Source organism: Natroniella sp. ANB-PHB2, assembly GCF_046097105.1.
GTDB lineage: Bacteria > Bacillota > Halanaerobiia > Halobacteroidales > Halobacteroidaceae > Natroniella.
In genome coordinates this window covers 1,938,771-1,963,053 of the sequence record NZ_CP175562.1, presented here as the reverse complement: position 1 = coordinate 1,963,053, position 24,283 = coordinate 1,938,771, and the positions used below count along the sequence as shown (strand labels likewise).

22 protein-coding genes are annotated in these 24,283 nt (G+C 35.7%); 19 read left to right on the top strand and 3 right to left on the bottom strand.

Annotation, left to right across the window (positions count from 1 at the left end; genetic code table 11):
* Position 1 precedes the first annotated feature (1 nt).
* Positions 2–1,786, top strand: a complete 1,785-nt coding sequence (locus tag ACKF5P_RS09830) for an NADH-dependent [FeFe] hydrogenase, group A6 (protein ID WP_408955028.1) — start codon at positions 2–4, stop codon at positions 1,784–1,786.
* A gap of 102 nt (positions 1,787–1,888) precedes the next feature.
* On the opposite strand, the gene ACKF5P_RS09825 is transcribed toward ACKF5P_RS09830, so the two are convergent.
* Positions 1,889–2,248, bottom strand: a complete 360-nt coding sequence (locus ACKF5P_RS09825) for a hypothetical protein (RefSeq protein WP_408955027.1) — start codon at positions 2,246–2,248, stop codon at positions 1,889–1,891.
* A gap of 711 nt (positions 2,249–2,959) precedes the next feature.
* Here ACKF5P_RS09825 and ACKF5P_RS09820 point away from each other — a divergent pair.
* The 4 genes from ACKF5P_RS09820 (at position 2,960) to ACKF5P_RS09805 (ending at position 7,394) form a co-directional block, all read left to right on the top strand.
* Positions 2,960–3,358, top strand: a complete 399-nt coding sequence (locus ACKF5P_RS09820) for a secondary thiamine-phosphate synthase enzyme YjbQ (RefSeq protein ID WP_408955026.1) — start codon at positions 2,960–2,962, stop codon at positions 3,356–3,358.
* A 9-nt stretch (positions 3,359–3,367) separates the two neighbouring features.
* The gene (locus ACKF5P_RS09815; RefSeq protein WP_408955025.1) at positions 3,368–4,129 is read left to right on the top strand and encodes a histidinol-phosphatase HisJ family protein; all 762 of its coding nucleotides are present in this window, start codon (positions 3,368–3,370) and stop codon (positions 4,127–4,129) included.
* Positions 4,130–4,332: 203 nt separating this feature from the next.
* Positions 4,333–6,144 (top strand): translational GTPase TypA, encoded by a 1,812-nt coding sequence (gene typA, locus ACKF5P_RS09810; protein WP_408955024.1) that lies wholly within the window; start codon positions 4,333–4,335, stop codon positions 6,142–6,144.
* A gap of 62 nt (positions 6,145–6,206) precedes the next feature.
* Entirely contained in the window at positions 6,207–7,394 is a 1,188-nt protein-coding gene (locus tag ACKF5P_RS09805) for a pyridoxal phosphate-dependent aminotransferase (RefSeq protein WP_408955023.1), read from the top strand.
* Positions 7,395–7,441: 47 nt separating this feature from the next.
* Here the strand turns inward: ACKF5P_RS09805 and ACKF5P_RS09800 are convergent, their stop codons facing one another.
* Both ACKF5P_RS09800 and ACKF5P_RS09795 read right to left on the bottom strand, forming a co-directional pair.
* The gene (locus ACKF5P_RS09800) at positions 7,442–7,930 is read right to left on the bottom strand and encodes a hypothetical protein (RefSeq protein WP_408955022.1); all 489 of its coding nucleotides are present in this window, start codon (positions 7,928–7,930) and stop codon (positions 7,442–7,444) included.
* 1 nt (position 7,931) lies between these two features.
* A complete protein-coding gene (locus ACKF5P_RS09795) occupies positions 7,932–8,243 on the bottom strand; it encodes a YtrH family sporulation protein (RefSeq protein WP_408955021.1) in 312 nt (103 codons plus the stop codon).
* A 295-nt stretch (positions 8,244–8,538) separates the two neighbouring features.
* Between ACKF5P_RS09795 and ACKF5P_RS09790 the strand changes: the two genes are divergently transcribed.
* The 14 genes from ACKF5P_RS09790 to accA all read left to right on the top strand — a co-directional run bounded on the left by ACKF5P_RS09790 (position 8,539) and on the right by accA (position 24,267).
* Positions 8,539–11,949: a DNA polymerase III subunit alpha gene (locus tag ACKF5P_RS09790; RefSeq protein ID WP_408955020.1), complete on the top strand. Its 3,411-nt coding sequence runs from the start codon at positions 8,539–8,541 to the stop codon at positions 11,947–11,949.
* 172 nt (positions 11,950–12,121) lie between these two features.
* On the top strand, positions 12,122–12,631 hold the full coding sequence (locus tag ACKF5P_RS09785; protein WP_408955019.1) for a phosphatidylglycerophosphatase A: 510 nt from the start codon (positions 12,122–12,124) through the stop codon (positions 12,629–12,631).
* A 14-nt stretch (positions 12,632–12,645) separates the two neighbouring features.
* Complete coding sequence (locus ACKF5P_RS09780; protein ID WP_408955018.1) at positions 12,646–13,611, top strand: DapH/DapD/GlmU-related protein; 966 nt, start codon at positions 12,646–12,648, stop codon at positions 13,609–13,611.
* 38 nt (positions 13,612–13,649) lie between these two features.
* Positions 13,650–14,408: a DUF368 domain-containing protein gene (locus ACKF5P_RS09775; protein WP_408955017.1), complete on the top strand. Its 759-nt coding sequence runs from the start codon at positions 13,650–13,652 to the stop codon at positions 14,406–14,408.
* Positions 14,409–14,475: 67 nt separating this feature from the next.
* Positions 14,476–14,697, top strand: coding sequence for a trp RNA-binding attenuation protein MtrB (gene mtrB / locus ACKF5P_RS09770; protein WP_408955016.1), 222 nt, complete (start codon positions 14,476–14,478; stop codon positions 14,695–14,697).
* 267 nt (positions 14,698–14,964) lie between these two features.
* Positions 14,965–16,461 carry an anthranilate synthase component I gene (gene trpE, locus ACKF5P_RS09765; RefSeq protein WP_408955015.1) on the top strand — a complete coding sequence of 499 codons (1,497 nt, stop codon included), beginning with the start codon at positions 14,965–14,967 and terminating at the stop codon, positions 16,459–16,461.
* Entirely contained in the window at positions 16,445–17,020 is a 576-nt protein-coding gene (locus ACKF5P_RS09760) for an anthranilate synthase component II (protein ID WP_408955014.1), read from the top strand. Before trpE ends, ACKF5P_RS09760 begins: the two co-directional genes overlap by 17 nt.
* Before the next feature lie 118 nt (positions 17,021–17,138).
* Positions 17,139–18,164, top strand: coding sequence for an anthranilate phosphoribosyltransferase (gene trpD, locus ACKF5P_RS09755; protein ID WP_408955013.1), 1,026 nt, complete (start codon positions 17,139–17,141; stop codon positions 18,162–18,164).
* 1 nt (position 18,165) lies between these two features.
* A complete protein-coding gene (trpC, locus tag ACKF5P_RS09750; protein ID WP_408955012.1) occupies positions 18,166–18,936 on the top strand; it encodes an indole-3-glycerol phosphate synthase TrpC in 771 nt (256 codons plus the stop codon).
* Complete coding sequence (locus ACKF5P_RS09745; RefSeq protein ID WP_408955011.1) at positions 18,933–19,547, top strand: phosphoribosylanthranilate isomerase; 615 nt, start codon at positions 18,933–18,935, stop codon at positions 19,545–19,547. Before trpC ends, ACKF5P_RS09745 begins: the two co-directional genes overlap by 4 nt.
* A gap of 408 nt (positions 19,548–19,955) precedes the next feature.
* On the top strand, positions 19,956–21,134 hold the full coding sequence (gene trpB, locus ACKF5P_RS09740) for a tryptophan synthase subunit beta (protein ID WP_408955010.1): 1,179 nt from the start codon (positions 19,956–19,958) through the stop codon (positions 21,132–21,134).
* On the top strand, positions 21,134–21,937 hold the full coding sequence (trpA, locus tag ACKF5P_RS09735; protein ID WP_408955009.1) for a tryptophan synthase subunit alpha: 804 nt from the start codon (positions 21,134–21,136) through the stop codon (positions 21,935–21,937). Before trpB ends, trpA begins: the two co-directional genes overlap by 1 nt.
* A gap of 430 nt (positions 21,938–22,367) precedes the next feature.
* Positions 22,368–23,282, top strand: coding sequence for an acetyl-CoA carboxylase, carboxyltransferase subunit beta (gene accD, locus ACKF5P_RS09730; protein WP_408955008.1), 915 nt, complete (start codon positions 22,368–22,370; stop codon positions 23,280–23,282).
* On the top strand, positions 23,269–24,267 hold the full coding sequence (gene accA, locus ACKF5P_RS09725; RefSeq protein ID WP_408955007.1) for an acetyl-CoA carboxylase carboxyl transferase subunit alpha: 999 nt from the start codon (positions 23,269–23,271) through the stop codon (positions 24,265–24,267). Before accD ends, accA begins: the two co-directional genes overlap by 14 nt.
* Positions 24,268–24,283: the final 16 nt, after the last annotated feature.

Below are 24,283 nucleotides of genomic sequence, written 5' to 3'. Positions count from 1 at the left end.
GATGGTAACTTTAACAATTGATGAACAGGAAGTTGAGATTGAAGAAGGGAGAAATCTAATTGATGCTGCTAATAAAGTCAATATAGATATACCTACATTATGCTATTTAGAGGGAGTAAATGAACCGGCTGCCTGTAGGATATGTGTTGTAGAGATAGAGGATGAGCAAAATTTACAGCCAGCTTGTAAATATGAGGTTAGGGATGGACTGGTAGTTAGAACTAATACTCCAGAAATTTTAGATTATAGAAAGACGATACTAGAATTATTATTATCTGATCATCCTTTTGATTGTTTGACCTGTGCTGCTAACTTGAATTGTGAGTTGCAATCTTTAGCTGATCAGTTTGGGATTAGACAGATAAGTTATCAGGGGCAAAAAAATGAATATCCAGTTGATGATCTATCTCCATCATTGGTACGGGAACCGAGTAAGTGTATTATGTGTCGTAGATGCATTGCTGTTTGCTCCAAAGTCCAGGAGGTACATATCTATGACGTATTGGAGAGGGGATTTCCAACAGTTGCTGGCCCAGCATTTAATGATAGCTATTTAGATACGCCATGTATTACTTGTGGTCAATGTATCTTGGTCTGTCCAACAGGAGCCTTACATGGTAAGGATAATAAAGAAGAAGCTTGGCAAGCTTTGAAGAACCCTGATAAACATGTAGTAATTCAAACAGCACCAGCAATTAGGGTTACAATTGGTGAACTATTTGGAATGGAGACAGGAAGTTTAGTAACTGGTCAATTAGTAGCAGCATTGAAGAGATTAGGTTTTGATAAGGTCTTTGATGATTGTTTTGGAGCAGATGTTGTAGTTATGGAAGAAGGACATGAATTGATGGAGCGATTAGAAAGTGATCACGATCTACCACAATTTACTTCTTGCTGTCCAGGTTGGGTAAAGTTCTGTGAAAGTTTTTACCCAGAGTTAATTCCTAACTTATCTTCCTGCAAGTCTCCTCAGCAGGTCTTTGGAGCTTTAGTTAAAACGTATTATGCTCAAGGAGCTGGAGTTGAGCCAGAAAATATATTTTCAGTTTCGGTAATGCCTTGTGTAGCTAAAAAATATGAAGCTGCTCGACCAGAAATGAATGATAGTGGACAGGATCGGGATGTTGATCTTAATTTAACTACTCGAGAGTTAGCTGAAATGATCAAGGAAGCTGGGTTAGATTTGACTACTTTAGAGGAAGAAGAATATGATGAGCCAATGGGTTATGCTTCAGGAGCAGGTGTTATCTTTGGTTCAACCGGTGGAGTCTGTGAAGCAACTTTGCGAACCGTTTATGAAAAATTAACGGGAAGAGAGCTTGAGAAACTAGAATTGAAAGAGGTACGAGGTAAAGACTTTAAAGAAGGAGAGGTTGAATTAGGTGATGGTAGGGTTATTAAAGCAGCAGTAGCACGAGGAACTGGTAATGCCAGAAGGCTGATTCATCGCTTACAGACTGGAGAACGCGCTTATGATTTTGTAGAGGTGATGGCCTGCCCAAATGGAGGTTGTGTTGGTGGAGGAGGTCAACCAGTCTATGCTGGATATGAGAATTGGACTAAAATGGGGGATGCTTATGCTAGTAGGACAGAAGGGTTATTTACTGCTGATCGGAATAAAGAACACCGCAAAGCTCATGAAAATCCTTTTATCAAGAGGTTATATGAAAGATTTTTAGGACAACCTCATGGAGAAAGGTCACAGAAATTATTACATACAGGTTATGTAGATAGGAAATTATATACTTATCAGGAGCAGGCAGAAGAAAAGAAGAAGGAAGAATAAAAGGGGCGACGCACCTTTTATTCTTCCTTCTTTTTTTGAATATATTTGATTTTATAATTTTTCCTAGAATAAAATTAGTGATGATTCTAAATTTTCAGACAATCAATCAACTTTTTTTCGCTCTACATAACCATACAAGCCTAAGCAAATTTTTTCTACATTTCCATAGGTATCTATACAATTGAGAGGTTTTTCAGTATTAACTAAGGATAGCTCTTCGTTTCCTAGCAAAGCATTTAAATAAAATCTTCCCTTATAAGTAAAAGTGAATCGTTGGTCTAGGAAAATCTCATCAGTTTCGTGAACTGCTTGAATTAGATTCCTTGCGATACACTTTTCAATAATCCTAAATATTTCTTTTTTAGAGTAACCTTGCTCCTCTATCTGGGAAAATTTAACAATCCCATTTTGGCTAATTTGGTAAGTAACTAACAAAAATTTCTCTAATTTTTTTTCATTCATGATGAAACCCTCCTCAAATAATTTAAAAAATATCAGATGAGAATATTTATTATAAAGTTGATTAATGATCTTTATGGATTATATTTTGGAATTATATTATAGCAAAAATTTTCTGAAAACTAATCGCACATTGAAAAGTCAAATTTAATAAATTGCTAAACAAATAGTAACTCACCTTACGTGCTTATAGTAAATTATACAATAAGAGTAATTATATGTCAATGGAAATTCTGATTTTCTCTTATCTAGACTAGAATTTTTTAAAATGAGTCTAAATAAATTGTACAATACCAATAAGAGTTACCTTAAATTATACTTGATTGTATTTATATTTATGCGATTAAATCACAAGTTGTTCCATTTTTTTGACTTTTCATAATTTTGATAATTTAACAAGTTTACTAAAGCAAAGCTATATTTAGTATAACTAAAGAATTAAAAATAATATTTCCTCGATGATGATTCTAAATCATCCAAATAGTTGTCAATGTTAAATTCATTTGATATAATGTCATTGGCATAAGTTATCTCCTTTAGTTGGGATATTTACCAATACTTAATTACAGGAGATAACTTATGTCTATTTTCATATGATTTAATGGATAATATTAACAAGCAGGTGTATAGGAAGGGTTAGGTATCTGTTAATTTTTATATAATAGAGCTGAATTTAACTGATTGTATTATAAAATGATAGAAAAGAGGTGTAGAATGTTAAAAGAGTTTAAGATTGAAACTAATCATAAGACGGAATTAATTGATATAACTGCTAAGGTAGAGAAGATAGTTGAAAAGTTAAGTATTAAGACAGGACTCTGCACTGTTTTTGTACCCCATACTACCGCTGGAGTTACAATTAATGAGAATGCTGATCCTACTGTAAAAGAAGATATCTTAAGACAGATAAATAAGGTTATTCCTTTCAAAGATAATTATCAACATTTAGAAGGGAATTCAGCTGCTCATATTAAAGCGACATTATTTGGTTCATCTGAACAGATTATTATAGATCGAAGAAAATTATTATTGGGAACTTGGCAAAGTATTTACTTTGCTGAATTTGATGGGCCAAGAACGAGAAGGGTAAATATTAAACTAATAGAAGGGTAGGAAGTTAAGATGCTAGTAGATTATCACATTCATCCGTTAGGGCATCAAGATAGAGCTATGACAGCCGAGAATCTCAAAGAATTTATGGAGCAAGCAGTTAATAAAGGCTTAAAAGAGATAGGATTTGCCGATCATAATCGCTATCATCAACAATTTGATTTTGAATTGGTTCAGCAAGTAGCAGCAGGTTATCCTGAATTAAATGTTAGAGTTGGAATAGAGATGGATTATAATCCAGGAGAAGATAGAGAAATCAAGGATTTTTTGAGCCAATTTGAATTAGACTATGTAATAGGTTCGATTCATTATATAGATAATTGGATGTTCGATCATCCAGATTATAAAGCTGAGTATCAAAACTGGGATTTAGATGAGTTATATCAAACTTATTTTAATTATATTAAGCAAGCAGCTCAATCTGACCTGTTTGATTTTTTAGGTCACTTAGATTTAATCAAGCTTTTTAATTTCAAGCCTCAAGGTAGTATCTTAGATATTGCAGATCCTGTCTTAGAGGTGATTGCAGAAAATGATCTGGCAATTGAGATCAATACGAATGGGCTAAATAAGCCTGTTGGTGAATTTTATCCTAGTCAAGAGATATTAGAAAGAGCTTATCAATTAGAAATTCCAGTAACTTTAAGTTCTGATGCTCATACTGCTCAAAGAGTAGGGGAGAATTTAACTGATGTTAGAGATTTATTAAGAATGATTGGGTATAAAGAAGTTGCTAGTTTTAGAAGTCGCGAGCGAAAGATGATTGAGTTGTAATTGATGATTGGTAGTTATTAATTAAAGTGAAATTTTAGAGAACTGAATTTTATTGACAACTAATGTTAAATATTATAACCTAACTATATATCAAGCTTAAGGTTAAGTAAGAGCTAAGTATTTATTTTTACAACTTTAATAAACTCAGCCTTAAAATTAAGTTATATACGAACTGTTTATGTTTATTTAAAAGGGAGGATAAAATGATAGTAAGAGAAGATATTAGAAATATAGCAATTATAGCTCATGTTGATCATGGTAAAACGACTTTAGTTGATGGAATGTTAAAAGAGAGCGGTATTTTTCATGCTAAGCAGGAAGTTGAAGAGAGGGTTATGGATGATAATGATCTAGAAAAAGAACGAGGGATTACAATTTTATCTAAGAATACAGCTGTTGATTATCAAGGAACTAAGATCAATATTATTGATACACCTGGACATGCAGATTTTGGAGGAGAGGTAGAGCGGATTTTGAAGATGGTTGATGGTGTATTATTGGTCGTTGATGCTTTTGAAGGGCCAATGCCTCAAACCAAGTTTGTTTTAACTAAAGCTTTAGAGTTGGACTTAACTCCAATTGTGGTGATTAATAAGATTGATAGACCTAAGGCTAGACCAGAAGCTGTTGTAGATGAGGTATTAGATCTATTTATTGATTTAGGAGCTACGGAAGAGCAGATTGAATTTCCAGTTATTTATGCTTCAGCGTTAGAAGGTTTTGCTCAAGAAGAGTTAGCTAATGAGAATGATAATTTGGAGCCATTATTTGAAGCAATTAAGGAATATATTCCAGCTCCAAAGGGGGAGCTAGAGGCTCCTTTACAAATGATAGTGACTACTATTGAATATAATGATTATGTAGGTCAAATGGCCTTAGGTAAGATCAATCGTGGTCAGGTAGCTGAAGGGGAAGAAGTAGCTATCTGCAAAAGAGATGGTGAAGTGGATTCCAAAAAGATCTCAAAATTATTTACTTATCACGGGTTGGAGAGAAAAGAGGTAGCTGAAGCTAAGGTAGGAGAAATTGTAGCTTTGGCAGGCTTAGAGGGGATCAATATTGGAGAGACAGTTGCTGATTTGGAACAACCAGAAGCCTTGCCTTTTGTCAAAATTGAGGAGCCGACAGTAGCAATGACCTTTACAACCAATGATAGTCCTTTTGCTGGTCAAGAAGGTGACTTTGTTACTTCTCGTAAACTAAAGGAGAGGTTGTTAAATGAGTTAGAGAGAAATGTTGCCTTACAGGTGGAGGAGTTGGCACCTGATACTTTTAAGGTTTCAGGTAGAGGAGAGTTACATCTATCCATCTTGATTGAGACGATGCGCCGGGAGGGATATGAGATTCAAGTCTCTAAACCGGAAGCAATCATTAAAGAAGAGGGCGGTCAAAAGCTAGAACCGATTGAAGAGGTTACTATTGATGTGCCAGAGGAGTTTATGGGTACAGTAATTGAACAGTTAGGGGAACGGAAGGGCCAAATGCAAAAGATGGAGCATTTAAGTGAAACTAGAGTTAGGCTAATCTTTGAGGTGCCAGCTAGAGGATTGATTGGATTTAGATCTGAATTCTTAACTAAGACTAAAGGCGAAGGAATCTTAAATCATACATTCTCTCATTATGATAATTATCGAGGAGAGATCTTTACTAGAAAGACAGGATCAATAGTAGCTGATCGCCAAGGAGAAGTCAGTAGGTATGGTATTTTTAATGCCCAAGAAAGAGGAAATATATTTGTTGAGCCTGGAGTAAAGGTTTATGCAGGGATGATAGTTGGTTCTAATTCTAGAGAACAGGATCTAGATATTAATATCTGTAAACAGAAGAAGTTGGATAATATGAGATCAGGTTCTTCTGATGAGGCAATGATTTTGACTCCAGCTAAGAAATTGAGCTTAGAAGAAGCTTTAGAATATATTGCCGATGATGAGTTAGTGGAGGTAACACCTAAAAATATTCGATTACGCAAAAAGATCTTAAACAAGAAGAAAAGGATTAAGAGTAATAGAGATTAGTTAGTAGTGACTAGATAAAAGTAGAGTTGTTTAATTGTAATTTGAAGGAGGGAGAAGAAAGGATGGTAGAGTTATCAACACGAATTAATCAAATTCAAGATTCGCCGACATTAGCAATTAGTGCTGAAGCTAAGAGGTTAAAAGAAGAAGGAAGAGATATAATCGGTTTAGGGGCTGGGGAGCCAGATTTTGAAACTCCACAGCATGTAAAAAAAGCAGGTATTGATGCTATTAAAGAAGGGTTTACTACTTATACCTCAACAACTGGGATAAAAGAATTGCAAGAGGCTGTTTGTACTAGATTTAAAGAAGATAAAGGTTTGGAGTATGATCCTGAGCAGGTGATTATTTCTAATGGAGCTAAGCAGTCGTTATTTAATGTTTTACAGGCTATAATAAACCCTGGTGATGAGGTGATCTTGCCTGTGCCTTATTGGGTTAGTTATCCAGAGCAGATTAAGTTTGCACAAGGCAGACCTGTCAAGGTTAAGACTGTTGAAGAGAAAGGTTTTAAATTAACTGCTAAGCAACTTAAGGAAGCAATTACACCTCAGACTAGAGCACTAATTATTAATAGTCCTAATAATCCAACTGGAGCAGTTTATACTGAGCAGGAGTTGCTTGAGCTTGCTGAAATAATAGTTGAAGAAGATATTTTAGTAATTGCTGATGAAATCTATCAAAAGATAAGTTATCAGCAGGAGGCTATCAGTATTGCGGCATTAGGACCAAAGATTAAAGAGCGAACAATTGTGATTGATGGTGTTTCTAAAGCATATGCGATGACAGGTTGGAGGATTGGTTATGCTGTTGGCCCGCAAGATATTATTGCAGCGATGGGAAGATTACAAAGCCACAGTACTTCTAATGCTAACTCAATTGCCCAACGGGCAAGTCTAGCAGCTTTATTAGGTAGTCAAGAGCCGACTGTTACAATGAAAGATGCCTTTAATCAACGCCGAGAGATTATAGTTAATGGCTTAAATCAGATTTCAGGGATGCAAGTGCTTAATCCTGCTGGAGCTTTTTATGTCTTTGTTAATATTGAAGGATTAGTAGGAAAGGTTATAGCAGATCAAGAAGTAACTGATGATCAGAAGCTAGCGGAGTTATTATTACAAAAGGCAGGAGTGGCTACGATACCTGGTTCTGCTTTTGGCCAAGAAGGGCATTTGAGGTTATCTTATGCTGTCAGCGAAGAACAAATAACAGAAGCAATTAAGCGAATTGGTAGTTTGTTAAATAAATAAAAAATTATTAAGTTATATAATTTGAATAAAGTTGCCAACTGGCAACTTTATTCATTGGTATTAATTTTGAATCTATTAACTTCAAAAGAGACTACAGCATCCGGTTGGATCATAAACCAGAGTAGATCTAACTCATATTCATCTCCTTCGATAATTACAATTCTTCCTTCAAGTGTTTCTGCTATTAGCTTGCCGTCTATATTATCTATTTCACGACCGATTAGACTTTTTAGGAGGTTAAAGATCTTCTGTTTTAATTGCTGGGTGATATGTTTATCTAAATCTGTTTCGATCTTAACCTTTAGTTTTTGAATGATCTTCTTTCTTTCCTCAGCTAAACTCTCCTCTAACCGCTCCAACTGTGCTTCCTGGTTTTCTAAATTGGCCTTTAATTCCTCTTTTTCATAAATTAAATTATCTACTCGGTGTCCTACAAAGAGATTAAGTAAGGTAACTCCGATAATAACTCCAAAGATAAAACTGGCCACTAAGCGTAGCAGTTCAGATTTTGTCAAGGTTAAAAAATTAAAGTTCATTTCAGTTTCCCCCAGTAAGGATGGTGATTAGCCAGATGCCAAGTTGGGCTCCGATAAAAGCAGCAGTTAAGAGGACAAATTGTCTGATTAAGACAATAAATCTTCCTTCAAAGACGCCACCTTCAATAATTCTTAAATTACTAAAGGTACCACCAATTGCAGTAACTACAGCCCATAATTTAATTTCTTGACTTAATTGAACCATTGCTTTAAGAGGTGATTCACCAGTTAAAGTTGCTCCTACACTACCAATGATTGCTCCACCGAGGACTACTCCTAAGGCGATAAAAAAGACTAAAATTAGTCTGTTCATAGACTCACCTACCAGATTAAGTTTATAAGAGTATCTGTATTATTGTTATGATTGAATTATGTCTAATCTTTCAAGAGAAATCCCTAAATTTTAAGGTGTTGATCTTTACTGACACTATATATCAATTAAGTTTGTTTTTTTTTGATTTTAGAGTCAAATAAATATATTATAGAGGTAGGATAAGCTGAGACTTAATTGGGAAAAATATGAAAATGGTTATTAACCAATATAATTCTAATTTTTGAGTGTATATTGTAAATTTAAAATTATTTAATAAAAGAGTAGGAGGGATAATATGGGCCAATTTGTTCACCTTCATGTACATACCGAATATAGTTTATTAGATGGAGCTGTCAAGACTGAAGAATTGATTGCTCAAGCCAAGAAAGAAGGTATGCCAGCAGTGGCGATGACCGATCATGGGGTGATGTATGGAGCAGTTGAGTTTTATCGCCAAGCTAAAGCAGCAGGAATTAAGCCAATTATTGGTTGTGAGGTCTATATTACTGATAATCGTTTGCGCAAGGATGTCAATAATAAAAAGTTGGCCCATCTGATATTATTGGCTGAGAATAATGAAGGTTATCGTAATCTGTTAAAATTGGTCTCTCAGGGTTATACAGAGGGTTTTTATTATAAACCACGGATTGATCGGGAATTATTAAGAGAAAATAGTGAGGGGTTAATCTGCTTAAGTAGTTGTTTAGCTGGGGAGATTTCTACTTTATTATCAAATGGACAGACTGAGCAAGCAGGAAAGATAGCGTTGGCCTATCAGGATGTTTTTGGGGAAGGGAACTTCTTTTTAGAATTACAAGATCATGGCTTAAAGGAAGAAAAGAGGGTCAATGATGAATTGGTACAGTTGAGTCGAAGACTGGATATTCCTTTAGTAGCAACGAATGATGTCCATTATTTAACTCAAGATGATGCCAAGGTACATGATATTTTACTCTGTATTCAAACGGGAAAGGATGTTAAGGATCAAGATCGATTACAGTTTCCTAACGATCAATTTTATTTTAAAAACTCACAAGAGATGGAGGAGTTATTTGCTGATTATCCTCAGGCAATCGCTAATACAGTTCAAATTGCTGACAGATGTAAGGTTGATTTAGATTTTGAACAGATCTTATTACCACATTATGATGTACCGATAGGAGAAACTGTTGAGTCATATTTACGGAAATTGACTTATCAAGGGGTTAAAAGGAAGTATGGAGAGTTAACTTGTGAGATAGAAGATAGAATTGAACATGAATTAGGGATAATTAATCAGATGGGATATCCAGCTTATTTTTTAATTGTTAGAGATTTTATTAAGTATGCTAAGGATAATGATATTATTGTTGGCCCGGGGCGGGGTAGTGCAGCTTCAAGTATTATTTCATATTTGTTAGATATTACAGAAATTGATCCATTAGAGTATAACTTATTATTTGAAAGGTTCTTAAATCCTGCTCGTATTTCTATGCCCGATATTGATATTGATTTTTGCTATGAACGACGGGATGAAGTAATTGAATATGTAACAAAAGAGTATGGTGCTGATAAGGTAGCTCAGATAATTACTTTTGGTACGATGGCTGCTAAAGGAGCTATTCGTGATGTAGGACGGGTATTAGGAATCAGTTATGATAAGACTGACAAGGTAGCTAAGGCTATTCCGAATTCATTAGGAATTACTTTAAAAGATGCTTTACAACAAGCGGACGAATTAAAAAAACTGTATAGATCTGATACTGAAGTTAAAGAGTTGATTGACTATTCACAGCGGATTGAAGGTTTAAAACGCCACTCGTCAACCCATGCAGCAGGGGTGGTAATTACTAAAGAAGAGTTGACTAATTATACTCCCTTATACCAGAGTAAAGGTGAAATTACGACTCAATATGATATGGACAGCTTAGAACAGTTAGGGTTGTTAAAGATGGATTTTTTAGGCTTAAGAACTTTGACAGTGATTGATAAAGCATTGAGTCTGATTAATAAAACACGGGCCAAAGATTTAAAACTAGAAAAGCTTTCTTTTGATGACCCAGCAGTTTTTGAATTGTTAGGCCAAGGTTTAAGTCTAGGTGTTTTTCAGCTAGAAAGTGATGGAATGAGAAGGTTAATTAAAGAGCTAAAACCTGAGAATATTGAGGATGTTATTGCATTGCTTGCTTTGTATCGGCCTGGACCATTAGGTAGTGGAATGGTTGATGACTTTATTGCTCGTAGGCATGGGGAGCAGGAGGTTAAATATCCTCATCCTGATTTAAAGGAGATTTTGGAGCCAACCTATGGAGTAATCCTCTATCAAGAGCAAGTGATGCAGATTGTACAACAGGTAGCTGGTTATTCTCTTGGTGAGGCCGATATTTTACGACGAGCAATGGGTAAAAAGAAGCCTGAAGTGATGAAAAAACATCGTGATATTTTTATTAATGGAAATGGAGATATACCAGGGGCAGTCAGTAATGGTTATAGTCAAGAGTTAGCTGAGGAGTTGTTCGAATTAATTGAGTATTTTAGTGGGTATGGTTTTAACAAGGCCCACAGTACTGCTTATGCTTATGTATCTTATCAAACGGCTTATTTAAAAGCACATTATCCTGTTCAATTTATGGCAGCTTTATTGACCAGTATTATTGGCAATAGTGATAAAGTAGCTGAATATATTCTTGAAGCGGAACGAATGGAGATTGAGATCTTACCACCAGATATTAACTACAGTCGGATTGGTTTTACAGTCGAAGGAAGAAAAATTAGGTTTGGTTTAGAAGGGGTTAAAAATGTAGGGCAGAAGGCGATTGAGGAGATTATTGCTGTTCGACAGAAAGAGAAATTTAGTGATTTATTTGACTTCTGCCAGCGGGTTGATTTAGGTACGGTTAATAAGAGGGTGGTAGAGAGCCTGATTAAAGCTGGTGCTTTTGACTCCTTAGGTAATTATCGTTCACAGTTATTAGAGGTATTAGCTAATGCTTTTGCACAAGCTCAAAGGATTCAACAAGAAAGAAGTAATGGACAGACAAGTTTTTTAGATCTATTTGAGCAAGATGACGACTTTATAACTGAGCAAATTAAATTACCTGAGATAGAAGAGTTTGATCAACAAAAGTTGTTGGCTTTAGAAAAAGAGATGTTGGGACTTTATTTATCAGGCCATCCTTTAGATTCATTTTTGGAAGAATTACAGCAGAAAAGAAATATGATAAGTAAAAATATTAAAGAGGGTAAAGAAAGAGTAATCGTGGGAGGATTAATTACTAATAATCGAGAAATAATAACTAAGAATCAACGTCAGATGTCTTTTTTGACTGTAGAGGATGACTATGGTGATTTTGAGGTAATTGTCTTTCCAGATACTTATCAGCAGTATCAAGAATTTCTACTAGAAGATGAACCAATTTTACTAGCAGGCAAAGTAAATCAAGAAGGTAAGATTATAGCTAATAAAGTAGGAGATTTAAGAGTGGCAGATTTTTCTTCTTCAAATAAAAACAAACCATTTCACTTACAGCTAAAGGAGTTTGATCAACAAAAGCTAATTGAATTAAAAGAATTATTGCTTGATTTTTCTGGAATGAATTCAGTCTATTTACATTTATTAATTAAAGAATATCGAGTCAGCATTAAACTTTCAGATGAATATAGATTAGAAGTAACGCCTAAGTTAAAAAAGAAGCTGAGTGAATTAAAGGTAAAACACTCTTTTTAGTAATAATGCATAGAATATTATATCTAGTAATTAGATCTTAATAGACATGTTAAGAAGTTAACTTTACAAGTTAATGATTGCAATTAAGTATGATCAATTATAAGATTAAATAGTAATCTTAGTGATAAATTGAGTTATTGATGGACATAAAATCTCTAAAGGAGGAGAAAATATGAAAGAGTTAATAGTTAAAAAGTTGGAGCAGAGAGGGGTTAGTATGAAGGCTGTAGCAGATTTGGTTTATAAGCTACAGAGTCCTTATGATGATACAATAACAATGGATAAATGTATAGATTCAGTTGGTCAGGTTTTAAATAAGCGTGAAGTACAATATACTTTATTAACAGGAATTGCTTTAGATAGGTTGACAGAACAAGGAAAAGTGGAAGAGCCATTAGCTAGTATTATTAAGCGTGATGAACCACTTTATGGAGTTGATGAAAGTCTTGCTTTAGCAATTGCTAATATCTATGGAACGATTGGATTTACAAGTTTTGGCTATTTAGATAAGAATAAGATAGGTGTGATGAAGAAGTTAGATAATAATAAAGGTGAACAAGTTAATACGTTTATAGATGATTTAGTAGCAGGAGTTGCTGCCGCTGCTGCAGCAAGAATTGCTCATCAAAAGAGGAGTGAAGAAGAAGCTGAAGAGGAATTAACACAAAAAGATGTATCATAAAATGGGGTGATGTAATGGATTATTGTCAAGTTGTAGCTACAGTCCGAGGGATAATTAGTTATAGATTAAGACAAATATTTAATGAGAGAAAGTTGAACTACTCATTAAAAGTAGTTAGGCAGAGTGATGGGCGTAAAATAGAGTTTTCTACAATTATTCCTGCTCAAAAAGAGGAGCAGATTATTCAATTAATTAAAGATAATAGCCTAGATCCGATTATAGCTATTTTGCCAGTCAAAGACTATGATAATCCATTCCGTCATCGAGAAGTCAGAGAGCTTACATTGGCTCCAGCAGCTAGTGTAAGCTCTTTAGCAGAGTTATATGATGGAGTTGAAGTTGGTTCTTTTAGTAGAGTAGTGGGCAATGCTATTTTACAAGAAGAAGTTAAGGTTGGAGAAGGAACTTTTATAGGTAGTGGGGTTGTTGTTAGAACCCAAACAGAGATAGGTAATAATTGTCATATTGGAACTGGGGCTATCATTGGAAATAATGTTAAGTTAGGAGATAATGTTACAATTGAAGAGAATGTAACGATTAGAGGACATGTAACGATTGGAAGTAATGTTTCAATTGGAACAGCAGCAAATATTGAGAGTAATGTCGAAATTAAGGATCAGATTCGAATCGGGCCAATGTCTAGAGTCTTTAATGTCGGCCGTAAAAAGGTTGAACTAGAGACACCTGATGATAGAAGGGTGATTTCAACTGTAGTTAATTCAGGAACCTTTATTGGTAGTGGAGCAATTGTCGGTGGTAAGATAGGCTCTAAAGTAATGGTTGGCTCTAATTCGGTAGTTCATACAGCAATAGTAGGTGAAGAAGCCACAGTTGGCTCTGGAGCAGTAGTACCCTTTGGTAGTGAGATAGAAGCAGGAGTAACTGTGATTGGTTCTCCAGCTAAACCAATTGATGAATACAAAGCTGAAAAGAAGTTATTTGATTTTTTAAAGAAGAAATATGGTAGAGAGCAAAAGTAGAATTAAATAAAAAATTTTGTAAATCTGGGAGGAGACTTATGGATGACTTTCTTGAGTTATTCTTAAAAGGAATTCCTTTAGGAATAGCCAATACATTACCTGGGGTTAGTGGTGGAACGATGGCTTTAATCCTAAAGATTTATGAACGGTTGATACGAGGGATTAAAAGAATTGAAGTTGTTGTTTTGGCCCCTATTGGATTAGGTGCGGTTTTAGGAGCATTTGTAAGTTCTAAGGTGATTGTTAATTTATTAGATAATTACCCTAGTTTAATGTTTGCTTTTTTACTGGGGCTAATCTTAGTTTCTAGTAAGATAACGGGCCAAGAGATAGAAGAGTTTGATTTAAACTCAATAGCTTTAATTGGATTAGGAATAGTTGTAGCTTATTTTTATTCTGGGGAAGTTGCTCAGGTAGTTAGTGGAGGAGAAATAGCTCTTATTAGATTTTTTATGGGGGGATTAATTGGTAGTATAGCGATGATCTTGCCAGGAATAAGTGGTGGAACAATTTTGGTAATATTGGGTCTTTATCAAGGCGTAATAGGAGCAATCAGCAATTTAGAGTTATTTACTTTAATTTTATTTGGTTTAGGGGTAGGTAGTGGATTATTATTATTTTCTTGGCTATTATCTTTTTTATTAGTAAGATATCGTTCATTATTAATGTCTTTTTTGACTGGGTTAATTTTAGGATCAAGTAGGAGTGTTATTCCTGCTACTATTGGCTTGGCTGAAGTTATTACTTTTGTTTTAGGAGGGCTTTGTATTTTCTTATTGACAATTAATGATCAATAATTTACTATTGACAGTAGCTTTTATTTGCGATATTATAATTGATAAGTAGGATTTAAGGAGGTTTGCAATGGATAAAGTAGGAAATGAAGACTATATAATGGTTAAAGCTTTAGAAGATGGGGTAACAATCATCGGATTAACCCGTGGGCAACAGACCAAGTTTCACCATACTGAGAAGCTAGACCAAGGTGAAGTGATGATTGCTCAGTTTACTCAGCATACCTCTGCAATTAAGATTCGTGGTAAAGCTGAATTGATTACTAAACATGGCAGTGTTGAATCTGAGTAAGATTTTAGATTAGAGTTTAGAATAGAGCATAGTGATATAGATTAGTTGAGAGAAAATTAAATAATAATTTAGTTGAGTTGAGATGAGAATAGTTGAGATGAGTTGAGTTGAGCCTAGGGGGGAGGTATATCTAGCCCCATTGGTAAGTATTAATAGGCCATTGGACTCAAGTCTGATGGTTTTTTGTATTATATATGTAATTAATTTCAAGAGGAGAGTGAGTTAAGATGAGCTTAGCTGAGTTTATTAACCAAAGGGTGAAAAGTTATGTATTATCCTAGCTATCAAAGATTTGAAGAGTTGAGTAAGCAAGGAGATTTAATTCCTGTTTATAGAGAGATTACGGCTGATTTAGAAACCCCTGTCTCTGCTTTTAAAAAGATCAGACAAGAGAAGAATTCTTATTTATTAGAGAGTGTGGAACAAGGAGAAAATTTAGGTCGTTATTCATTTATTGGGGTTGATTATCATGCTCTGCTCAGTTGTCAGAATGGTCAGTTGATAATCAAAGATCAAACTGATCAAATCATAAAAGAGAAGAAGACAGAAAATCCTATCGAGGAGTTACAGACAATTTTGGAGAGTTATCAAGCTGTTAAACTAGAAGAGTTGCCGATGTTTTATGGGGGAGCTGTTGGTTATTTAGGTTATGATGCAATCAGGTATTTTGAAGATATTCCAATGGAGACAGAGAATGATTTAGATCTACCAGAGATGTTATTTATCTTAAGTGATACAGTCTTAGTATTTGATCATTTATACCATAAGATCAAGGTTGTGACTAATGTTAAGCTTAAAGATGATGTTAGTTTGGCTTATCAACAGGCCAAAGCTAAGATAGATCAGATTATTAAGAAGTTGCAGCAACCTATTGTAATAAAAGAGCAGCAACAAAAGGTTAATGATAGACAGTTAGAGTTTAAATCTAACTTAGAGAAAGAAGAGTTTATATCTAGTGTCAAGCAGGCTAAGGAGTATATTAAAGCTGGTGATATATTTCAAGTTGTTCTCTCTCAAAGATTGGAGATGGAAGTTGAATCAGAAGGGTTTGATATTTATCGGCAGTTAAGAAGGGTTAATCCTTCACCATATATGTATTATCTTGATTTTGAAGAGCTTAAGTTAGTAGGTTCTTCCCCAGAGTTGTTGGTTAGGGTTGAAGATGGTATGATTGAGAATAGACCGATTGCTGGGACTAGAAAGAGGGGCGAAGATGCTAGAGAGGATCAAGTGTTGGCTAGGGAGTTATTAAATGATGAGAAAGAAAAGGCTGAACATGTGATGTTGGTTGATCTGGGAAGAAATGATGTAGGTAGAGTCAGTAAGTATGGTAAGGTTGATGTAACGGAGTTTATGGAAGTTGAATACTACTCCCATGTAATGCATCTAGTCTCTAATGTACAAGGTGAACTTAAAGAGAAAGAAGATATTTACTCAGGTTTACAAGCCTGCTTTCCTGCTGGAACAGTTTCAGGAGCTCCTAAGATTAGAGCAATGGAGATTATAGATGAATTGGAAATGACAAGGCGTGGACCATATGCTGGAAGTATCGGTTACTTTGGTTATTCAGGTAATTTAGATAGTTGTATTACAATCAGGACTATCTTGCTGAAAGATAATAAGGCTTATGTGCAAGCTGGAGCTGGGATTGTATCCGATTCAGATCCTGAAGTTGAATATCAAGAGACATTAAATAAGGCTCGAGCTTTATTGAAAGCAGTTTATCAGGCTGAAAGAGGTGGAGCCTATGGTGTTGGTAATTGATAATTATGATTCATTTACCTATAATTTGGTACAATTGATCGGTAAGTTAGGAGCAGAGGTTGAAGTTAGGCGTAATGATCAGATTACAATAGCAGAGATTAGAGAGTTGAATCCAGAGCAGATTGTTATCTCACCTGGGCCAGGTCGACCAAAGGATGCTGGAATTTCACTGCAGGTTGTTGAGCAATTAGCAGGAGAGATACCAATTCTGGGAATCTGTTTGGGTCACCAGACTATTGGAGCTGCTTATGGAGCAGAGATTGTTAGTGCACCAGAGTTGGTACATGGCAAGGTTAGTAAGATTAAGCATCAGCAAAGAGAAATTTTAGCAGGGGTGGCTGATCAGTTTGAAGCTACAAGGTATCATTCTTTGATGATTGAACCTGGCAGTTTACCAGCTAATTTGGAAGTGATTGCTGAGACTGAGAAAGGATTGATTATGGGAGTTGCAGATAGTGATGCTCAATTATATGGTCTCCAGTTTCATCCGGAGTCGATTATGTCAGAAGCAGGGGAGAGAATTATCGGGAGTTTTCTTGGGAAAGCATTGAATAATTAAAAAGCATTGGGTAATGAAAGATACTGATTAGTTCTAAGTGTTTTTTGATTTCAATTATTCAATAGTAGGTATTAAATATTAAGTGTTAATTGAAGTTAAGAAAGGGAGTTGAGATGAGATGAGAAGAGTGCTTGAGAAGGTGATCAGTGGGAAGGATCTGTCAGTAGCTGAGAGTAAGGAAGCGATGAATTTAATTATGAGTGGTGAGGCAACTTCAGCCCAGATTGGAGGATTGATCACTGCTTTACAAACTAAAGGAGAGACGATTGAAGAGATTACAGGAGCTGCGGAGGTGATGCGGGCCAAAGCAGCTTCAATCACTACGAACCGAGAGTTGGTAGTTGATGTCTGTGGAACAGGTGGGGATGATTTAAATACATTTAATATTTCAACGACTGTTGCTTTTGTAGTGGCAGGGGCAGGTGTAGCGGTAGCTAAGCATGGTAATCGTTCTGTCTCTAGTAAGAGTGGTAGTGCTGATTTATTAGAGGAGCTAGGAGTCAATTTGGATTTAACACCTGAGCAGGTTGGTCAATGTATTGATGAAATTGGAATTGGATTTTTGTATGCTCCTGCTTTTCATGGAGCAATGAAGCATGCTATTGGCCCTAGACAAGAATTAGCAGTTAGAAGCATCTTTAATATGTTAGGGCCATTGACCAACCCAGCTGCTGCTGATGTACAGTTGTTAGGGGTTTATGATCCTAAGTTGACTGAGCCAATTGCTCATGTATTAAATAATTTAGGGGTTAAGTCAGCCTTTGTAGTTCATGGGATGGTAGGATTAGATGAATTATCGACGATTGGAGATACTAAGGTTAGCCAACTTGATGCTGGAGAGGTAAGAAATTATTATCTTAAGCCAGAAGATCTAGGTTTAGAGCGGGTTGAAGTTGGTGATTTAGCAGGAGGAGTTCCTAAGGAGAATGCTCAAATCACTCTAGATATTTTAAATGGTGAGGCTGATAAGAAGGAAGGAATTGTCCTTTTGAATGCTGCAGCGGCACTGACAGCTGCTGATCGAGTTGCTGATTTGAAAGAGGGAGTTGAGTTGGCCCGGGAATTGATCGAAGAAGGTTTGGCTTTAGAGAAGTTAAAGCAGTTGATTGAGATCAGTAATAGCTTACAAAGGCAGGCGGGTTGAGTTGATTTTAGATAAGATTGTTACTCATAAACAACTAGAGGTTGAAGAACAGAAAAAAGAAGAATCACAAATGAAGTTAGAAGAAAAGATTTATCAGCTTGATTCAACCAGAAACTTCAAAGGGGCTTTAAGTGCAACTGGAATGAGTTTAATTGCTGAGATCAAGCGAGCCTCTCCTTCGAAAGGGATTATTAGAGCAGGCTTTAAACCAGTTGAGATTGCTAAGGAGTATCAAAAAGCAGGGGCCAACGCTTTATCAATCTTGACCGATCAAGAGTTTTTTAAAGGTGATTTAACTTATTTAGAGCAGGTAAGAGAGATAGTTGAGTTGCCGTTATTGCGTAAAGACTTCATTATTGATAGTTATCAGATCTATCAAGCTAGAGCTTATGGCGCTGATGCGATCTTATTGATTGTAGCTATACTATCACCAAGAGAGTTAGAGAGGTATTTAAAACTGGCCAAGGAGCTTGGTCTTGATGTCTTAGTGGAAGTTCATAATCATCAAGACTTAGAGATAGCTTTAGAGCTAGAACCAGAAATAATAGGGATTAATAATCGTGATTTAAAAATTTTTGAGGTTGATTTAGAGACGACTATTAGGCTTAAGAGATTAATTCCAGAGGATAAAATAGTAGTTAGTGAAAGTGGAATTCAGGGGCGATCTGATGTTGAATTATTAACCGAGCAAAAGGTTGATGGGATTTTGGTAGGTGAAGCTTTAATGAGAAGTGATGACCTTGAGATTAAAGTGAAAGAGTTGATAAGATGACTGAAATAAAGATCTGTGGTCTAACTAACTTAGAGGATGCTCAATTAGCCAGCCAATTAGGAGTAGATTTACTCGGATTTATCTTTGCTAGCAGTCCTAGAGAGGTTAGTGCTAAGCAGGTTCAAAAGATTATTATTGAGCTTGATAGGCAGGTCAAAACGGTAGGGGTCTTTGCCAATCAGCCATTAGCAGAGGTGAATCAAATAGCAAAGATCTGTAACTTAGATTATGTCCAATTGCATGGTGATGAATCGCCAAGTTATTGTCAGCAGGTTGAGTTGCCAGTAATTAAGGCTTTTCGGGTTAAGGGACGAAGCTATTTAAAAGAGTTGGCTAAATATAATGTGGCTAAATTTTTATTGGATACTTACCATCCTGATAAGTTAGGTGGTAGTGGTCAAACCTTTGACTGGGAGTTGGCTTTAGTAGCTAGGGAGTATGGAGAGGTTATAATTGCAGGTGGCTTGGATGAGAATAATGTCAAGCAGGCGATTGAAGTTGTTGAACCGACAGGGGTTGATGTTAGTAGTGGAGTTGAGATTAGGTCAGGGCTTAAAGATCATAATAAATTAAAGAGATTTATAAGAGTAGTGAGAAGCATTAAATATTGAATACTGAATATTTAATAGTTAAAAGTCAAGTGAGAAGAGAAAAATCAATAAATATTCATCTGCGTTAAGTTAAGATGATTTTTGGTATTATAAAGATTTGAAGTGAAGTTTTATTACAAAATTGTGGCACTTTTGATTTGGCGGGTAGAAATGATATTTGTAGGGGCAGGTCTCTGTGCCTGCCCATGTTAAATCACGGGCGACCACGGAGAGTTCCCCCTACAAAAACACATTCTTTTACGAACGAAAAGTGCCACTGTATATCAATAAAAAGTAAGGTGATTAGAGAATTATGTAGGAAGTTGGCGCAAATGAATAAATAGTAACTATTATTTTATAATTCTTTATAGAGTTTGGGTTTCAATTATTAAATATTAATTATTAAATAAAAGTTGGGGAGTGGAGAAGATGAGTAAAGGAAAATTTGGTGAATTTGGTGGGACTTATGTTCCGGAGTTGTTGATTCCAGCGTTAGAGGAGTTAGATGAAGCTTATACGAAATATAAAGAAGATCAGGAGTTTCAAGACGAATTTAGATATTATCTAAAAGAATATGTAGGGCGGGCTAATCCATTATATTATGCAGAGAGGTTGACAGAAAAATTAGGCGGAGCTAAGATTTATTTGAAGCGTGAAGATTTAAATCATATGGGAGCTCATAAGATCAATAATACCTTAGGACAGGTCTTATTGGCTAAGCGAATGGGCAAAGAGAAGGTAATTGCTGAGACGGGAGCAGGTCAGCATGGTGTAGCAACTGCTACTGTAGCAGCTATGTTTGGGATGGATTGTGAGATCTTTATGGGGGCAGAGGATGTTGAACGCCAAGCATTGAATGTCTTTAGGATGAGATTGTTAGGTGCTAGAGTTAGATCGATTACAGATGGAACTGCTACTTTGACCGATGCTGTCGATGCAGCGATTAAGCATTGGGTCGAAAATAGTGAAGATACATTCTATCTGTTAGGTTCGGTAGTTGGCCCGCATCCTTATCCAACAATGGTGCGAGATTTCCAAGCTGTAATTGGTGAAGAGGCAAGGAAGCAGATTCTTGTTGCTGAGGAGCGATTACCAGATTATTTAGTAGCTTGTATTGGTGGTGGAAGTAATGCGATTGGGCTATTCCATCCTTTCATTGAGGATGAAGATGTTAAGATGGTAGGAGTAGAGGCAGCAGGATTGGGTGTTGATACTGATAAACATGCAGCTACTTTGACTAAAGGTGATAAAGGAATCATTCATGGCTATAAGAGTTATGTCTTACAAGATGATGATGGCCAGATTATGCCAGTGCATTCTATTTCAGCTGGGTTGGATTATCCAGGTGTTGGCCCTGAGCATAGTCATTTGAGAGATTCAGGAAGAGCTCAGTATGAAGCGGTAACTGATCAGCAAGCATTAGAAGCATTCCAATTATTATCTGAGACAGAAGGAATTATTCCTGCTTTGGAAAGCTCTCATGCGATTGCTTATGCTAAGCAGTTGGCCCCTAAACTAGCACAAGACCAGATAATCATTGTTAATTTATCTGGACGTGGTGATAAGGATGTTTATAGTGTAGCTGATAAATTAGGAGTTAGAATTTAGTGGGGCGGATTGAAGATACCTTTACTAGATTACAACAAAGAGATGAGAAGGCTTTAATTCCTTTCTTGATGGCTGGAGATCCTAATTTAAAATTGACCAAAAAGTTAGTCTTAGCTGCTGAGGAGAGTGGAGCTGACTTATTGGAGTTAGGAATTCCTTATTCAGCTCCGTTAGCAGACGGGCCAACGATTCAACAGGCTGCTCAAAGGAGTTTGGCCCAAGGTACTAATTTGACTGCTATATTTAAGTTGGTGGAAGAAATTAGAAAAGAAAGTGAGTTACCACTTATTTTGATGGGCTATTATAACTCTATCTTTCGTTTTGGTTTAGAGAAATTTGTGGAACGATGTGCAGAGGTTGAAGTTGATGGAGTTATTATCCCTGATCTACCTCCAGAAGAAGGAGTAGATTTACAGGAATTGAGCGTAGAGTTGGATATTATTCTATTACTTGCTTCTACAAGTAATCAAACTCGAATTGAAAAGGTAACTGATCTTTCTTCAGGCTTTATTTATGCTGTTTCTACTGCTGGAGTCACAGGAGCTAGAGAGGAGCTGTCAACTGAAATTGAAAAGACAGCTACTAAGATAAAACAGATCAAAGATATTCCAGTAGCAGTTGGTTTTGGTATTTCTTCTCCTACTCATGTACAACAGATTGGAGAATTTGCTGATGGAGTAATTGTAGGTAGTGCAATTATTAAGAGGTTGGAGAAGAATTTAGATTTACTTGGAAGAGATGAGGAAGAAATAATAGCTAAAGTCTGTAGATTTATTTCTAATTTGAAGGAGCCGTTGACTTAAGTTTCAGTTTAAGTCTAAGCAAGAGAAAAATCTTTCTTTTGCTAGTGGTTTGCTTAATCTCAGCTTTAAATTTAAGCCATATGTCAATAAAAAACAAGTTAATTGGAAAGATATGTACTAAATTGACGAAGATGATAATAGGCTACAAACTGTTCTTGTGAGCAAGTTGCAATTTCTTAATTTTATGTTATAATATGACCAGTATTCTATTGACAACTGGTCATATTTTTTTGTTTTTAAGTACTTAATTAATAGCCAGTAGCTTATTTTTTTAATAAATCAGTTTAAAAACAGGACAAAGATTGTCATAATTTAAATTTAAATCGATAAGTTGGGAATAATATAATCTAGTCTTGCTTAAAGTAGCGAGATAAATTTGAGTTGACTAAATTTAATCAGTACTTAATTTTAAGTAAGTGGGGTGGAAGAAGTGTTAAAAGATTTGTTTGGAGGAAAATCTAAGTATGTTACTGTTGAAAGAAAAAATCGCTCTGAGGAGAAAAAAAACGAGCATAAAGGAGATAGCGATAAAAAGGAAATGCCTGATGATTTATGGACAAAGTGTAAAAGTTGCAAACAGATTATCTTTAATAAAAAATTAGCTCAAAGTTTAAAAATATGTCCTGAATGTGGTAGTTATTTTAGATTAACGGCTACAGAGAGATTATTCTTGCTGACAGATGACGATAAATTTGAAGAGTATGATGCTGAGTTGCAGGTAGAAAATCCATTAGATTTTCCAGATTATAAAGAAAAGATTGATAAATACCAAGAACAGACGGGCTTAAAAGAGGCAGTAATTACTGGTATTGGAGAAATAAATGGCTGGCAGACTTCTTTGGCTGTGATTGATTCTAGATTTTTAATGGGAAGTATGAATTCTGTTGTAGGGGAGAAGATTACTCGGGCAATAGAACGAGCTTTACAAAAAGGGTTGCCATTGGTGATTGTATCTGGTGGTGGCGGAGGTGCTAGAATGTATGAAGGGATGTTGTCATTAATGCAGATGGCTAAGACGAGTGCAGCATTGAAAAAATTGGATCAAGCTGGTGGACTCTTTATTTCTGTATTAACTGATCCAACCTATGGTGGTATTTCAGCTAGTTTTGCCTCCTTAGGTGATATTAATTTAGCAGAGCCGCAGGCTAAGATTGGCTTTGCTGGGCCAAGGGTGATTAAACAGACAATCAATCGGGATTTACCTGATGGTTTTCAAACATCTGAATTTTTATTAGAACATGGTATGATTGATAAGGTAGTTGAAAGAGCAGATTTGAAGAATGTAATTACTAGAATTATAGATATTCATAGTTTGAGAGGTGAGAAAAAAAATGGTACAAAATAACCTTGATTTTGAGCAACCTCTTATCGAATTAGAAGAGAAGATTACTGAATTGACGAATTTTATGGAAGAAAGAGATATTAATTTAACTGATGAGATTAAACGCTTAGAAACAAGAGCAGATAAATTAAGAGAAGAGATCTATTCTCAATTAGAACCGTGGCAAATTTTAAAGATAGCTCGTCATGTAGAGCGACCTACTACCATGGATTATATTAATCTAATCTGTGATGATTTTATTGAATTACATGGTGATCGTAGTTTTGGAGATGATCAAGCTTTGATTGGTGGTATTGGTAAGATTGATAATCTACCTGTTACGATTGTAGGTCATCAAAAAGGCAAAGAGACTAAGGATAATATTAAACGTAATTTTGGAATGGCTCATCCAGAAGGATATCGCAAAGCATTACGTTTGATCAAACAAGCTGAAAAGTTTAACCGTCCAATTATAGCTTTAGTCAATACACCAGGGGCTTATCCAGGAATTGGTGCTGAAGAGCGTGGCCAAGCAGAAGCTATTGCTAAGAATATGATGGAAATGGCAGGGGTTGAAGTGCCGATTATTGTTGTTGTGACTGGAGAAGGGGGTAGTGGTGGAGCTTTAGGTATTGGAGTTGGAGATAGAGTATTTATGTTGGAGTATACTTATTATTCTGTCTGTTCTCCAGAAGCTTGTGCTGCTATCTTGTGGAAGGATTCTGATAAAGCTAAAACAGCAGCTAAAGCATTGAGGTTGACTGCTAAAGATCTACTTGATCTAGGAGTGATTGATGATATAATTGCTGAGCCACCTGGGGGAGCGCATAAAGATTATAAAAGAAGTGCAGATTTATTAAAAGAAAGGCTGACTCAAGAAATTAATCAGTTAGAAGAGTTAGAAACAGATGAACTAATAGAAAATAGATATAATAAATTTAGGACAATGGGTTATATTAAAAAGGAAGTTGAAGAAAAGATAGATGAATCAATTGAGAGTTGTGGTTAAAATTGTAAGGGGGAGT